Below are 15067 nucleotides of genomic sequence, written 5' to 3' on the forward strand. Positions count from 1 at the left end.
ATCAGGCGGCGAATGCGTGACAAGTTGATGAAGGTTCGCCCCTCAATCCTCGTGGGCCTTCACCGACTTGGGCGACAGCCGCAGGCTGCGCAGACTGCGTTTGACGCTCTTGAGGTGGTTGACCAGGCTCGGGCCGCGAGCCATGGCGACACCCATCGCCAGCACATCGATCACGACCAGATGCGCGATGCGCGAAGTCAGCGGGGTGTAGATTTCGGTGTCTTCGTGTACATCGATGGCCAGATTGACCGACGACAGCTCGGCCAGAGGTGTCTGGCTCGGGCATAGCGTGATGAGCGTTGCGCCGCTTTCACGAACCAGGTTCGCCGAAATCAGCAAGTCCTTGGAGCGGCCGGACTGGGAAATACACACCGCTACATCGGTCGGCTTCAAGGTCACCGCCGACATTGCCTGCATGTGCGGATCGGAATAGGCCGCAGCGCTCAGCAACAGACGAAAGAACTTGTGCTGGGCATCGGCCGCCACAGCGCCCGAAGCGCCGAAACCATAGAACTCCACCCGATTGGCGCCCGCCATGGCGGTCACGGCCAGTTGCAAGGCATGGGGATCGAGGTTCTCGCGCACTTCCATGAGGGTGTGCAGCGTGGTGTCGAAAATCTTCAGGCTGTAATCGGCAACCGAATCATCTTCGTGAATCGCGAACTGCCCGAAGCTTGCGCCGGCTGCCAGGCTTTGCGCCAGTTTGAGCTTAAGGTCCTGAAACCCCGTGCAGCCAATGGCACGGCAGAAACGCACGATGGTCGGCTCACTGATCCCGACGCTATGAGCAAGGTCAGCCATGGAACTGTGCATCACAGCCGCAGGATCAAGCAGCACATGGTCGGCTACCTTGAGCTCCGACTTGCGCAGCAAATTACGTGACTGGGCGATGTGTTGCAGCAGATTCAAGAGGCAGACTCGCTAGTGGTGCGGTTGGCGGGTTGTAGCTTTCTTGTAGTTATACTACATGACCTGCGAGCCGCCCAGTTAAACGAGCCCTGAACGTCATACACAAGCCTTTGAATGACAAATTCTTCTTTTTTGTGGGAATAATCCTACATTCCAGAGGACTGCCACCTCACCGGGATCGATCCAGCAAACCGGCCATCACCGAAGCTTCGATTGGCCGACTGATCAAATAACCCTGAACCTCGTCGCAACCCTGCGCCTTGAGAAACTCCAGTTGTTTTTCGTTCTCGACACCTTCAGCCACAACCTTGAGCCCCAGGCTGTGAGCCATGGAGATGATCGCCTGAATGATTGCCGCATCTTCCGTACCGTCATCCAGGCCGCGGATAAAGGCCTGATCAATCTTTACGTAATCCACCGGGAAGCGTTTCAGATAACTCAATGAAGAGTAGCCGGTGCCAAAGTCGTCGATGGCCAATTTCACGCCCAGTTCGCGCAACTGCTGAAAGGTCGAGATGATATGTTCGACGCTGTCCAGCAACTGGCTTTCGGTCAGCTCAAGCTCAAGCAACTGCGGAGCCAGCCCCGTTTCATCCAGCACTTGCCGCACCAGACTGACCAGCTTGCCCTGACGCAACTGGTGGACCGACAGGTTGACCGAAACGCGGATCGGCTCCAGCCCCTGACGCTGCCATTCACAAGCCTGCCAGCAGGCCTGGCGCAGAACGAACTCCCCGATATCGCCAATCAGGCCGGTTTCTTCGGCCAACCCGATGAACTCACCCGGCGGCACCATGCCCCGTGTCGGATGGTTCCAGCGCACCAGCGCCTCTGCCGCATCCAGGCGACCATTTTCCAGCAGCATCTTGGGTTGATAGAAGACTTGTAGCTGGTGATCTTCAATAGCTTTACGCAACTGGATCTCCAGTTGCAGGCGCTCCAGAGTGCTGGCTCGCAGGCTTTCGGTGAAGAACTGGAAGTTGTTGCCGCCCAAGTGCTTGGCATGCCGCATCGCCATGTTGGCCTGGCTCACGAGTGCCGAGATTTCCCGGGCAGAATCTGGCAGCAGACTGATCCCCACCGAGGCACTGATGACCAGTTCGTTGCCCGCCACCGATAAAGGCGTGCGCAGTTTGCTCAACAAACGGCTGGTGACCCGCGCCAGACTGGAAAGGTTGGCATAGGCATCGAACAACACCGCGAACTCATCGCCAGACAGGCGCGCAATGGTGTCCGCCTCCGGCATGGCGCTGATCAGTCGACGGGCAACGTGCTTGAGCAACTGGTCCGCAACTTCATGCCCCAGGCTTTCATTGAGCAGCTTGAAACGATCCAGATTGATATGCAGCAGTGCCAGGCTTCTTCCGCCCTGACGCACACGCTGATTGGCTTCACGCAGGCGCTCCTTGAACTGCGAGCGATTGGCCAGCCCCGTCAACTCATCGAAATAGGTGAGGTAGCGCATGCGCTCCTCGGACTCACGATTAGCCGACAAGTCTGTAAAGAAGCCGACTATATGACTGACATTCCCTGCAATATCGCGCACGACATTCATTTGCAGCCATTGCGGATACAGCTCGCCGTTTTTACGCGCCTCCACCAGTTCGCCCTGCCAGCTTCCTGTCTGCTCCAAGGCATGGTGAATCGCCTGGAAGTGGCGGCGAGCATCGCGACTGCTGGCGATATCCATGACCTGACGCCCCACCACATCCTCAGGCGCGTAGCCCGTGAGCCGGGAAAAAGCCTGATTGATGGTGAGAATCCGGTACTGCGGGTCGAAAATCATGATGCTTTCGCTGACCGCATCGAAAACTTTCTCGGCAAGACGCGGCGGGCTTTTGCTCAAGGCCAGATTGGCCGCCTCCAGCTCCAGGGTGCGCTGCGCAACCCGCTCCTCCAGCCCGGCTTGCGCCTCGCGCAGGCTATGCTCGGCCTGGCGGCGCTGCTCGACTTCCCTGGCCAGGCTTTCATTAAGCTCATCGCCCTTGGCCTGGGCTTGCTGCAAGTGCTCGATCAGGGCCTGATTCTGAAAACGCTGCAACAGGCTGCGCAGTATCAGGCGATTGATCTGCCAGGCCACGACGATCAGGGCAAACAACAGAATCAGGCCGAGCCAGCCCCAGCCGCGAAAGGGCACGTCGCCACCCAGAAACAGATAAACAATCGGCGGCAACAGGCATGACAGGCTGAAGGTAAGGAACGCGGTGAGGCTGACGGCGTAGGCCACACTGGCACACAGCGTCGCACCACCGATCATGCCGAACACCCAGGCCTGCTGCTCGAAACTTGCCACAGGCACCAGCGCCATGGCCGCGCAAGCCAGCGTCAGGCCACTGACAGCGGCACCCAGCAGAAACATTCGTCGCCAGACAGGCTGGGCCTGACGCTCAGGGGATGCCGCCCGAAACGCGGCAACCTGGATGATTCGCAGGCCCACAAGTACCGCCAGCCAGAGCAGCCAGATACTGACGAGCACGTAGCGTTCAGGGCTCCAGAGCAGCCATGCGCAGACCAGACCACTGACAAGCATGAACAAGGTCGGCAGCAATGACCCCTGATAAAGCAGGCGTGTGCGCTCGACCCTCAACCGGGTAGCGAACTTCTTGCGAATACCCCGTCGGCTGGTGTCAGAAGCATCGTGGGCGCTGAAGCTGAAAGGCATGGCTGGGTTCTTGTATTTGATAGGGCCTTGGCGTGTGTCGAGCATACACAAGCGCTGAGCCAGACCAAACTGCCACTACCATAAAACTGTGACGTTCAAAGCATTGATCAGAGGGCATCAGGCACAACGGACGCTGTCTGTAGCCTGAGATGACCGATCGTCAGCATCGACGACTTTTTTATTACCCATGACAAAGCATGGTTTGCCCGCCATGGCGCAGCACCCTAGAATGCGTCGATGCGCGATGATCTCTCTCTCCTTCTCAATTCCCTCAACGATGCCCAGCGTCAGGCCGTAGCTGCCTCACTGGGTCGTCAGTTGGTCCTGGCCGGCGCTGGTTCCGGCAAAACCCGTGTGCTGGTGCATCGCATCGCATGGCTGATGCAGGTCGAGCAAGCCTCCCCGCATTCGGTCCTGTCGGTGACGTTCACCAACAAGGCCGCAGCCGAGATGCGTCATCGCATCGAGCAATTGATGGGCATCAGCCCGGCAGGCATGTGGGTCGGCACCTTCCACGGTCTGGCGCACCGCCTGCTGCGGGCACACTGGCAGGAAGCGGGGCTGGTACAAACCTTCCAGATTCTGGACAGCGACGATCAGCAACGGCTGGTCAAGCGCGTGATTCGCGAACTGGGGCTGGACGAACAGCGCTGGCCGGCACGTCAGGCCCAGTGGTTCATCAATGGCCAGAAAGACGAAGGCCTGCGTCCCAAACACATCCAGGCCAGCGGCGACCTGTTCCTGGGCACCATGAAATCGATCTACGAAGCCTATGAAATCGCCTGCCAGCGCGCCGGCGTCATCGACTTCTCCGAGCTGCTACTGCGCGCACTGGACCTGTGGCGCGATCATCCAGGCCTGCTGGCACACTACCAGCGGCGCTTCCGCCATGTGCTGGTGGACGAATTCCAGGACACCAACGCCGTGCAGTACGCCTGGTTGCGGCTGCTGGCACAAGGCGGCGACAGCCTGATGGTGGTCGGCGATGACGACCAGTCCATTTATGGCTGGCGTGGCGCGAAGATCGAGAACATTCATCAGTACTCGTCGGACTTCCCGGATACCGAAGTCATCCGCCTTGAACAGAACTACCGCTCGACGGCAAGCATTCTCAAGGCTGCCAACGGCTTGATCGTCAACAACAGCGGTCGCCTGGGCAAAGAGCTGTGGACGGACGTGGGCGATGGCGAGCTGATCAACCTGTATGCCGCCTTCAACGAACACGACGAAGCGCGCTACGTGGTCGAAACCATCGAAAGCGCCTTGAAGACCGGCCTTTCGCGTAACGATATCGCCATTCTGTATCGCTCCAACGCCCAGTCGCGAGTACTGGAAGAAGCCTTGTTGCGCGAGCGTATTCCTTACCGCATCTACGGCGGCCAGCGATTCTTCGAGCGCGCCGAGATCAAGAATGCCATGGCCTATCTGCGCCTGCTGGAGGGCCGTGGCAACGATGCCGCGCTGGAACGGGTCATCAACGTCCCGGCACGCGGCATTGGCGAGAAAACCGTCGAGGCTATCCGCGAGCATGCGCGCCACACCGATATCTCCATGTGGGAGGCAATGCGCCAACTGGTCGCCAACAAAGGCCTGACTGGCCGGGCAGCCGGAGCCTTGAACGTTTTCATCGAACTGATCGAGAACCTGTCGGCCAAGGTCATGGAAATGCCCTTGCACCTGATGACCCAGACCGTCATCGAGCAATCGGGGCTGATCGCCTACCACCAACAGGAAAAAGGTGAAAAAGGTCAGGCCCGGGTGGAAAACCTTGAGGAACTGGTCAGCGCTGCGCGCAACTTCGAGAACAATGAAGATGACGAAGAGCTGACCCCGCTGGCGGCTTTCCTGGGTCATGCGTCGCTGGAAGCTGGCGACACTCAGGCTCAGGAGCACGAAGACAGCATCCAGCTCATGACCTTGCACAGCGCCAAGGGCCTGGAGTTTCCTTATGTCTTCCTGGTGGGCATGGAGGAAGGACTGTTCCCGCACAAGATGAGCCTGGAAGAGCCAGGCCGTCTTGAAGAAGAACGCCGTCTGGCTTACGTCGGCATCACCCGGGCCATGCAACAACTGGTGATGACCTACGCCGAAACCCGTCGCCTGTATGGCAGCGAGACCTACAACAAGGTGTCCCGTTTCGTTCGCGAGATTCCGCCCACTCTGATCCAGGAAGTGCGCCTGTCCAATAGCGTCAGCCGTCCTTTCGGTGGTACCCAGAAGGTCAGCAACAGCAGCCTGTTCAACGGCACCGGCATCCCCGAAACCCAGTTCACACTGGGCCAGCAAGTGCAGCACGCGGTATTCGGTGAAGGCGTGATCCTGAATTTCGAGGGCTCCGGCGCTCAGGCCAGGGTGCAGGTCAACTTCGCCGAAGGCAGCAAGTGGCTGATGATGGGCTATGCGAAGCTGGTTCCGATCTGATCGGACTCCGTAGGAGCGAATTCATTCGCGAAGAAAATATTCGCGAATGAATTCGCTCCTACGGCGGCGTATAAAGAAAATTCCCACAGAACTTTATTTCCTCGCCTACCGCCCAAATAGACAGGCCTTACGGGCTTCATGCAAAAGTCCGAAACATTAACGCACTAGCCATGGACTGCCCTCCTGTGCAACATGGCGCGCATGCATTCATACAACGGGAATACCCTTATGCAACGTTTTCTAAGCATGGCTCTGGCGCTGTGCATCGGGCTCACCATGAGTCTGGATGTGAACGCCGCACGTTTTGGTGGTGGCAAGAGCATGGGCTCGGCGCCATCGCACCAGGCACGCCAGGCCGCTCCGGCTACTCCAGCCGCAGCCCCTAACGCTGCCGGTCGTCCGGCCGCTGCTGCCAGTGGCGCTTCGCGCTGGTTAGGCCCATTGGCCGGCATCGCTGCCGGTGGCCTGCTGGCTGCAATGTTCATGGGTGATGGCTTCAACGGCCTGCAGATCTTCGACATCCTGATCATGGGCCTCATCGCCTTCCTGATCTTCCGCTTCATTGCGCGTCGTCGTCAGCAGCAACAGCCGAAAATGGCCGGTGCCGGTGCTCCTTACCAGCGTGAAACCAGCCAGCCAGCGCAAAACTCTATCTTCGGTGGCGCTTCGTCGGCCCCTGCCGCTCCGGTCATCAACGCTCCGGCCTGGTTCAACGAAGAGCGCTTCCTGGAAGCCGCCCGCAGCCACTTCCAGTCGCTGCAGCAGCACTGGGATGCGAACGAGATGGACAAGATCGCCGAGTTCGTAACGCCACAAATGCTGCAGTTCCTGAAAAAGGAACGTGCTGACCTGGGCGATGCTTTCCAGTCGACCTACATCGACAACCTGAACGTCCAGCTGGAAGGTGTGGATGATCGCGCTGACAAAACCATCGCGACCCTGACCTTCTCCGGCATCTCCAAGACTTCGCGCTTTGATCAGGGCGAAGTGTTCAGCGAAAGCTGGAACATGGAGCGCGCCCAGGGCGACAACCAACCTTGGCTGGTTGCCGGTATTCGCCAGAACGGCTGATCCCAGGCATATCCAGCAGCACCGAACCCCGGACCTGTTCCGGGGTTTTTATTTTTAGTCACCTGCAGCTAACAAAAGCAAGTCTGAAAGGTCCCACGCTTGATGTGAATTGAAAGCAGGCCGACCAGGATTTTTCGTACAGAGCCTATCCGATCGGGTAGTTATTTTGAGAAAAGCTTTAGGCTACTGTATAACCCGCGCCATCAAGCTTAGAGGACCCATGTCGTGGAAGAAGTCATCGAACAACTGCGTGAACAAAACGAGCCGGTTCCGGTTCCCCTCGAACTGCCTGACGAGGACCAACTCGTCGAGATCGAGGAACAGCTGTTTATCAATATCCCTTACGTCTTCAAAGAATTTCTTCTGACCGTCAGCGACGTCGTGTATGGCAGCCTTGAGCCAGTCACCGTGACCGACCCTCAGTCACACACCTATCTGCCGGATGTCGCCGCAACTGCGTGGGACTTGGGTGTGCCTCGTGAACTGATCCCGATCTGCCAGGACGGCGACGACTATTACTGCGTCGAAGAAGACGGCACTGTGGTGCTGTGGTCCGGCGAAGAAGAGCTGGTGACCGAAGAGAACTGGGAATCTGTCTGGCACTGGGCACGGGATGTCTGGCTGGAAAGCTGAGACACCCCGCAAGAAGGTATCGCCGGGCTCAATGCCCGGACGACTCCTGATTGTTGTTGCCCAGCGTTTCCAGCAAGGCAATCTGCATCCGCGTATGCACGCGAATGAACCAGCGCCACAGCAATGCTGCAACCACCGCCGCAATCAACACGATCACCAGCAGCAGCTCGCTTGTCGGCAGAATGCTCGCCGACAGGGCTGCCAGCAGGATGAAGATCACCACCAGCGACAGCAACGGAATCACCTCCGCCACCACCTTGCGCACCCGCACGGTATGACGCCCGGCCATTTCCGGCTTCACGCCCATCTCGGCCAACAGCATCGATAGCGCCTTGAGCTTGCGGTACGCCGCAATCAGGAACGGCAGCGACAACAGTAAGGCCGCTCCGCAGATCCAGGCTTTCTGCTGGCCCACATCGCTGACCCATTCATTCATGTAAGCGCCAATGCGCCCGGCAAAATAGCCGCCGCTGAAGAAGATGGCGATCACCAGCGCCAGGTTGACCCCGACCTGCAGCAATATCCGCCGGATCATCGACGCCAGCACGGCGCTCTGCCCTTGTGGCTGGATGCTGCGCAGCCATTCGCCGTACATGCCGAACACTCGCGCCATCCGGCGAGGCACCACAGCAGCCAGTTTGAGCGACAGCGGGTCGGCAGCGCGGATCAGGTACGGGGTCAACAGCGTGGTAATGGCCGAAACCGCCACCGCCACGGGATACAGAAAATCACTGGTGACCTGCAAGGTCATACCCAACGCCGCGATGATGAAGGAAAACTCGCCAATCTGTGACAGCCCCATGCCAACGCGCAACGAAGTCCGGCCATCATTACCGGCAATGAAAGCCCCCAGCCCGCAGGACAGCATCTTGCCCAACACCACTGCGACGGTAATCAGCGCGATGGGCCATGCATATTCAAGCAGGACTTTGGGATCGATCATCAGGCCAATGGCAACAAAGAAGATAGCGCTGAACATGTCGCGAATAGGCTCGATAAGCCGCTCGATCTTCACCAGTTGACGGGATTCAGCCATGATCGCGCCAATCAGGAACGCCCCCAGCACCATGCTGTATTCCAGCTTCACGACCAGCAGACAGAAACCGAAACACAGGCCCAGTACGGTCACCAGCAGCATTTCGTTGCTTTCAAACTTCGCGACGTAGGACAGCAGGCGCGGCACCAGCAGAATGCCGACCACCAGGGCCACGATCATGAACAGCGACAGCTTGCCGACTGTGGAGAAGACTTCGCCTGAGCTGACCGAGCCGCTGACAGCAATCCCCGACAGCAAAGCGATGATGCCGATCCCAAGAATGTCTTCGACGATCAGCACCCCGAAGATGAGTTGGGCAAAGTGCTGGTTCTTCATCTTCAGGTCGTTGAGGGCCTTGACGATGATGGTGGTCGAGGAAATGGCCAGGATCGCGCCCAGGAACAGCGAATCCATGGTTTTCCAGCCAAAGAACTGGCCGATTTCGTAGCCGATCCAGATCATCAGGGCAATTTCGAGAAAAGCCGCAATGAACGCCGTGGCTCCGACCTTGAACAGCTTGCGCAGGCTGAACTCCAGCCCCAGGCAGAACATCAGGAAGATCACCCCCAGCTCGGCGAGGGTCTTGATGGTCCCTTCATCGTGAATCAGCCCGACAGGCGGCGTATGCGGGCCAATGATGAACCCCGCCACGATATAGCCCAATACCACCGGCTGCTTGAGACGATGGAAGAGAATAGTCACCACACCCGCCACCAGCATGATCACTGCCAAATCCTGAATAAAATTGACGGCATGCATGGGTGTGGCTCCTTATTGAGAAATGATGCTTACCCCTCCCGAATAGCCAGCGAAGCTGAAAAATCGGAAGCTGCATCAAGAAAACGCGGCTAAAAGCGTAAGAAAAAACCCGATCCACGGGTTTTGGGAGAGTAACACTGCACCCCTCTAGAGAAAGCCGGTGCAATATATGGAAACAGATAGATTCGCAGGCGTGACGGCATTGCATCAGCCAACGTCCCGATAACTGTCGTTGCAGGTATTGAACCACCCCCCGTGAGCGTCAGCATAAGGCGCCACTCATGATGACCTTGACCGTGTGAGTACGCTATGGAACCCGGAAACGCCCAGCTGTCGATGACTGTATTGATGACCCCGGACATGGCCAACTTCTCTGGCAATGTACATGGCGGTACTTTGCTCAAGTATCTGGATGAAGTCGCTTACGCCTGCGCCAGCCGTTATGCCGGTCGCTACGTGGTGACGCTGTCTGTGGATCAGGTGATTTTCCGCGAGCCGGTTCACGTCGGTGAGCTGGTGACCTTTCTGGCCTCGGTGAACTACACCGGCAATACCTCGATGGAGGTCGGTATCAAGGTCGTGACCGAGAACATCCGCGAGCGCTCGGTGCGTCACAGCAACAGTTGCTTCTTCACCATGGTCGCGGTGGACGACAACCGCAAACCAGCCAGCGTCCCGCCGCTGGAGCCGGAAACCGCCGAAGGCAAACGCCGCTTCATCCAGGCCCAGCAACGCCGCCAGATTCGCCAGGAGCTGGAAAAGCGTTATCAGGAGATCAAGGAAGAATCCCTGTAATACGTTGTTCACGAATGAATTCCCACTATGGGAATTCATTCGCCAAGACCATTACAGCCGCACCGCCTCAAACCGCACCCGCGGATGGGCAATCCGGTCCTGTGCCCGCACCAGCTCCAGCTCGTAGCTGCCGCAAGCCTGGGTTTCCAGCAGCACTTCATGCACTGCCGCAGCCGTGAACTCGAAAGCCGCCACCAGATCATCACCCAGCAGCACACGCGCCAGGAACAAGCCGGACGTCAGATCACCCACGCCCACAGGCTGACGTGGAAAGGCCAGCAGCGGACGACGCAGGTGCCAGCTGGCATCAGCGGTCACCAGCAACATTTCAAAACCATCCGCCACCTTGCCGGGGTAATCCAGATGCTTGACCAGCACAGCCTTGGGGCCTCGCGCCAGTAACGATCTCGCCATGGCCAGGCAATCGAGCAGGGACTCGGGCTTGCGACCGGCAAAGCTGTCCAGCTCCAGCTGGTTAGGGCACATGAAATCTGCCACTGCCGCAGCTTCTTCCAGCAGAAAATCGCTGACCTCGGCCGGAACGATGCAGCCCTTCTCGGGATGCCCCATCACCGGGTCGCACAAGTACAGCGCCTTGGGGTTGGCCGCCTTGATACGCGCCACACCCGTCAGAATCGCTCGGCCCTGCGCCGCGCTGCCCAGATAGCCGGAAAGCACGGCATCGCAGTTGCCCAGTTCACCAATTGCCGCAATACCCTCGATCAACGCCGGAATCTGCTGCGGAGCCAGCACTTCGCCGGTCCATTGCTTGTATTGGGTGTGGTTGGAGAACTGGACCGTATTGAGCGGCCAGACATTGACCCCGATACGCTGCATAGGGAACACCGCTGCGCCGTTGCCTGCGTGGCCGAACACCACGTGGGACTGGATGGCGAGCAAGTGAGGTGTACGTTTCATGGGAAGATCCTGAACACGATGCAAGTGCAGTAATAAGAAATTTAAGTCGCGCAGTATGGCTGTAAATCACTTCGGGCAGTTAAGCTGAAGACTCCTGAGTAGGAGCACTCTGCCATGTTGACCCTGGGAAACATTTTCGTGCTGATGCTGTTCGCAAGTGCGGCAGCCTGGTTGTGGCATGCCCACGGTCTGCGCGAGCGAGCGCTGGAGCGGGTCAAACAGCATTGTGCCCGGCTCGACCTGGAACTGCTCGACGGCAATGTCGCTCTGCGCCGCCTGGCCTTTGTCCGCGATGCTCAGGGCCACAGGCGTCTGGCACGCATCTATGGCTTCGAGTTCACGGTCACCGGCGAACAGCGCCATCCCGGCACTATCACGATGTTCGGTGCCCATTCGGCCCAGATCGAACTCGCACCCTACCCGTTTGAAATTAAAACGCCACCACCTAGCGCCGAAATCATCGAAATGAACAAGTGGCGCGAGACTCATCAACAACGCAAGCAGTGAGCCAATTGCGTCTGTAGCGTTGCGCTGTCCTGTGGCGTCTGGAAGATCAGTTCCAGACGCGAATCCTGGCGCCACTCGCTGCCTTGCCATTCAAGGCGAGAGCTCTCAAGCCCATTGGCTGAAAACCAGCCTTCCGGGCTGTGGATAACCATCTTGGCGCGCCGCCACGCCAGGCTTTCCAGCCATTGCAGCAGCTTTGCCCGATCGAACTGCCGGGAAGGATGCCAGCGCCAGCCGATACTCCAGCCGTCCGTGCTTTTCTGGCTCAGACAGATCGGCTCGTTCGGATCATTCCAGACAGCAGGCAATTGTCCGAGGCCTGGGGGCAGAATGAGGTTATCCACAGCACGGTTATCCACAGCTCCGCGCTCCAGAAAACCGGGCAGTTGTGCCAACGCAAGCTGGCCTTGCTCAACCCAGATCAGCGAATGCTCCGGCAATGCCTCGGCCAAACGCCTGCGTGACGCATCGTCGATACCCTGCGCCTTGTTCATCACCACCAGACCTGCACCCGCCAACGCATCCTGCTGGGTAACCGGTAGCGGCTGACCTGCCGCCATGCTGATCGCATCGAGCACCATCACGCCAGGTTGCACACTGAGCACACCCAGCCATGGTGCCTGGCGCAACTGGGCCATGAGCTGTGCCGGATGGCCCAGGCCCGAAGGCTCGATGAACAGGCGGTCAGGCCTGGCCTTGCGCAACAGGCGTCCCAGGCCGATCTGAAACGGCACGCCGTTGACGCAGCACAGGCAGCCGCCAGCCACTTCGCCAAGTGCGATACCATCGGCATCCACGGCCAACAGCGCAGCATCCAGACCGATCTGGCCAAACTCGTTGATCAGCACCGCCCAGCGCTCATCGGCCGGTTTCTGGCTCAGCAGATGCCTGATAAGGCTGGTCTTGCCGGCGCCCAGCGGGCCACCAATCACATGGGTCGGGATGTTCTGCAGCATCTGGAGTCGCTTCTGGAGAGTGTCGTTTGCAAACAATGATGAAGGAAAGCTGACAATGCGAGCCATCAGGCTGCCTGTTCGATTGGCGTTGATGCTGCTGACAATGGCATCGGGCAAGGTATTGGCCCAAGCGTGTCTGGTGCACAGCCAGGCTGAGAGATTAGACGTCAAAGTCTGTCAGGAAAACCTGAATATCCCGGAAGACCTGTTCCGCGACGGCTTCTGCCAACCGCAACTGGCAGGCCAGAAAACAGAAGTGACCTTCTCGCAAAGTTGTCCGGCAGGTGCCTTTGGCATATGCAGCAACGCACAGGTTGCCAATATGCCCTATCACGAGAATATCCACTATTACGGCATTGCCAGCGACGCGCTTTACCTCAAGCCGTTTTGTGAGGGGCAAAGCAAGGGCAAGTGGCTGACGCCCAATTAGGCCAGCCAGTCCAGGGTCAGGATCAAACGCCGTTCGTTGCGCTCCAGTTGTGGCGAACGATGCACCAGCCCCAAACCTTCGTTACCGCTCCAGCGCTCGCCCTTGAGCAAGGCGACTTCCCCGCAATGGATCTGCTGGAAACGGCTCGGGTCCTGCGGTTCGGCCTCTGGACTGCCAAGTTGCTTGCGGTCGATGGCGTTTTCCTTGAGCCACTGGCTGCCGATCCCGGCATAGGTGGTGACCAGCCGCACCGGCACGTGATCGACGTGAAAGCGCGGGCACATGGCTTTGTCCAGCGCTCGCAAGCGCAGGCCGACACATTCGGCGCCCAGCAGGCATGCATAAGCACTGACCAGCCATGACACGTCCGCGATGAATCCGTCATAGCCTTGCAAGTCGGAATAGCCCGAGGCCAGACCTTGCAGATTGGGCTCGACATCACCGCCCTGCACTTCCAGAGTCATGGACTCAGACAGGGGCTCGTTCAGGGACAACAGCAATGCACCGAAGTCCTCGATATGCGCGGGCAACTGGCGCTGCCAGACAGACAGGTTGACGCCGTCTTCCAGCACCTGCCCCAACACTTCGGGCGTCTCGCCCTGCACCTGACGGGCACGGGGCTGAAACTTCAATACGGGTGCCAGCATCAGGCAGCCTCCTCGTCGTACCAGTCACCAAACGGGTCAGGCAACAGGCGCCAGCTCTCCGCGCCCATGGCCAGTTCGTCGTCGGTAAGCAAACAGTCATCCAGCTCTGCGATCAGTTGGGCGAAGTCGATGTTTTGCCCGATGAACACCAGCTCCTGACGGCAATCGCCGGTTTCAGGCGACCAGTTGTCCATGATCGACGTAATGTTCTCCTGATCCTGCGGCCAGTGCGCGCGACTCACGAAGCGCCACCAGCGGCCTGCAAAACCATGCCGCATCAGGCCGCCAGCCTGGGACCAGCTGCCCGCATCCTTGTATTTGCTCGCCAGCCAGAAGAAGCCCTTGGAGCGCAGCAGTTTGCCGTTGGTCCATGGGCGATCGATGAAGTTGAAAAAACGCTCTGGATGGAAAGGACGACGCGCCCGGTAAGCCGTGGAGGCGATGCCGTACTCTTCGGTTTCCGGCACATGCTCGCCGCGCATTTCCTTGAGCCAGCCCGGCGCCTGTGAAGCTCGCTCGAAATCGAAACGACCTGTATTGAGGATGGTCGATAACGGCACCTCGCCCATCACCATCGGCACGATCTCGGCATGGGCGTTGAGGCGCTTGAGGATGGCCATCAGTTCTTCACGTTCGCTGGAGCTGATCAGGTCGATCTTGCTGAGCAGGATCACATCCGCGAACTCGATCTGCTCGATCAGCAGATCGGTAATCGAGCGGTCATCCTCTTCGCCCAGGGTTTCGCCACGGGTCGCCAGGCTTTCGGAAGCCTGATAATCGAGCATGAAATTGACGCCATCGACCACCGTCACCATGGTGTCCAGCCGCGCCATGTCGGCCAGGCTCTTGCCCGCTTCATCGCGGAAGGTAAAGGTTTCGGCCACCGGCAAGGGTTCGGAAATGCCCGTGGATTCGATCAGCAGATAATCGAAACGCCCATCCTGAGCCAGACGGCTGACTTCTTCGAGCAGGTCTTCGCGCAACGTGCAGCAGATGCAGCCGTTGCTCATCTCGATGAGCTTTTCTTCGGCACGATTCAGGCTGACATCACGCTGAACTTCGCCGCCATCGATATTGATCTCGCTCATATCGTTGACGATAACGGCCACTCGCAGGTTTTCGCGGTTGCGCAGCACGTAATTGAGGAGGGTGCTTTTCCCGGCTCCAAGAAAACCGGACAAAACGGTAACAGGCAGACGATTGGGCATCAGGATTCTCGGGCCAGGTTGCAAGGCTTGCACCTTGTTGATATAGGCTGCACCGGGCCTGTTATCGACACCGTTGGCAGCCAGCTCTAATCACCCGACAATGTTATAGTATAAC

The 15067-nt window shown here is 58.6% G+C and carries 12 protein-coding genes and 1 pseudogene; 6 read left to right on the top strand and 7 right to left on the bottom strand.

Translation table 11 applies throughout. The annotated features are described in order from the left end of the window. Position 1: 1 nt before the first annotated feature. A pseudogene (gene hexR / locus JL015_RS20535) lies at positions 2-909 on the bottom strand (transcriptional regulator HexR). A 169-nt stretch (positions 910-1078) separates the two neighbouring features. Beyond that, positions 1079-3571 carry a putative bifunctional diguanylate cyclase/phosphodiesterase gene (locus JL015_RS20540; protein ID WP_201019733.1) on the bottom strand — a complete coding sequence of 831 codons (2493 nt, stop codon included), beginning with the start codon at positions 3569-3571 and terminating at the stop codon, positions 1079-1081. Positions 3572-3808: 237 nt separating this feature from the next. Here JL015_RS20540 and uvrD point away from each other — a divergent pair, with 237 nt between their 5' ends. The 3 genes from uvrD (at position 3809) to JL015_RS20555 (ending at position 7696) form a co-directional block, all read left to right on the top strand. Continuing rightward, positions 3809-5992 carry a DNA helicase II gene (uvrD, locus tag JL015_RS20545; RefSeq protein WP_201019734.1) on the top strand — a complete coding sequence of 728 codons (2184 nt, stop codon included), beginning with the start codon at positions 3809-3811 and terminating at the stop codon, positions 5990-5992. Between the two features lie 228 nt (positions 5993-6220). Further along, a complete protein-coding gene (locus JL015_RS20550; RefSeq protein ID WP_201019735.1) occupies positions 6221-7063 on the top strand; it encodes a Tim44 domain-containing protein in 843 nt (280 codons plus the stop codon). A 225-nt stretch (positions 7064-7288) separates the two neighbouring features. Continuing rightward, positions 7289-7696: an SMI1/KNR4 family protein gene (locus tag JL015_RS20555; RefSeq protein WP_025262580.1), complete on the top strand. Its 408-nt coding sequence runs from the start codon at positions 7289-7291 to the stop codon at positions 7694-7696. 28 nt (positions 7697-7724) lie between these two features. Here JL015_RS20555 and JL015_RS20560 read toward each other — a convergent pair whose 3' ends face one another. Further along, entirely contained in the window at positions 7725-9491 is a 1767-nt protein-coding gene (locus JL015_RS20560; protein ID WP_201019736.1) for a cation:proton antiporter, read from the bottom strand. A gap of 309 nt (positions 9492-9800) precedes the next feature. On the opposite strand from JL015_RS20560, the gene JL015_RS20565 reads away from it, so the two are divergent. Continuing rightward, on the top strand, positions 9801-10286 hold the full coding sequence (locus JL015_RS20565) for an acyl-CoA thioesterase (protein ID WP_025262582.1): 486 nt from the start codon (positions 9801-9803) through the stop codon (positions 10284-10286). Positions 10287-10337: 51 nt separating this feature from the next. Here JL015_RS20565 and pdxY read toward each other — a convergent pair whose 3' ends face one another. After that, positions 10338-11204, bottom strand: a complete 867-nt coding sequence (pdxY, locus tag JL015_RS20570) for a pyridoxal kinase PdxY (protein WP_201001293.1) — start codon at positions 11202-11204, stop codon at positions 10338-10340. Between the two features lie 114 nt (positions 11205-11318). On the opposite strand from pdxY, the gene JL015_RS20575 reads away from it, so the two are divergent. Beyond that, the gene (locus JL015_RS20575; protein ID WP_025262584.1) at positions 11319-11711 is read left to right on the top strand and encodes a DUF3301 domain-containing protein; all 393 of its coding nucleotides are present in this window, start codon (positions 11319-11321) and stop codon (positions 11709-11711) included. Here JL015_RS20575 and JL015_RS20580 read toward each other — a convergent pair. Next, entirely contained in the window at positions 11693-12667 is a 975-nt protein-coding gene (locus tag JL015_RS20580) for a CobW family GTP-binding protein (RefSeq protein WP_201019737.1), read from the bottom strand. The two genes, JL015_RS20575 and JL015_RS20580, sit on opposite strands and share 19 nt — an antisense overlap. A gap of 55 nt (positions 12668-12722) precedes the next feature. Here JL015_RS20580 and JL015_RS20585 point away from each other — a divergent pair, with 55 nt between their 5' ends. Then, a complete protein-coding gene (locus tag JL015_RS20585) occupies positions 12723-13097 on the top strand; it encodes an NADH:ubiquinone oxidoreductase (protein ID WP_201019738.1) in 375 nt (124 codons plus the stop codon). On the opposite strand, the gene JL015_RS20590 is transcribed toward JL015_RS20585, so the two are convergent. Both JL015_RS20590 and zigA read right to left on the bottom strand, forming a co-directional pair. Continuing rightward, positions 13094-13744, bottom strand: coding sequence for a DUF1826 domain-containing protein (locus JL015_RS20590; protein ID WP_201019739.1), 651 nt, complete (start codon positions 13742-13744; stop codon positions 13094-13096). The two genes, JL015_RS20585 and JL015_RS20590, sit on opposite strands and share 4 nt — an antisense overlap. Beyond that, positions 13744-14952, bottom strand: coding sequence for a zinc metallochaperone GTPase ZigA (gene zigA, locus JL015_RS20595; RefSeq protein WP_201019740.1), 1209 nt, complete (start codon positions 14950-14952; stop codon positions 13744-13746). The genes JL015_RS20590 and zigA overlap by 1 nt, the downstream gene beginning before the upstream one ends. Positions 14953-15067 lie beyond the last annotated feature (115 nt).

It is taken from the genome of Pseudomonas cichorii, assembly GCF_015471405.1.
GTDB classification, from domain to species: domain Bacteria; phylum Pseudomonadota; class Gammaproteobacteria; order Pseudomonadales; family Pseudomonadaceae; genus Aquipseudomonas; species Aquipseudomonas serbiensis.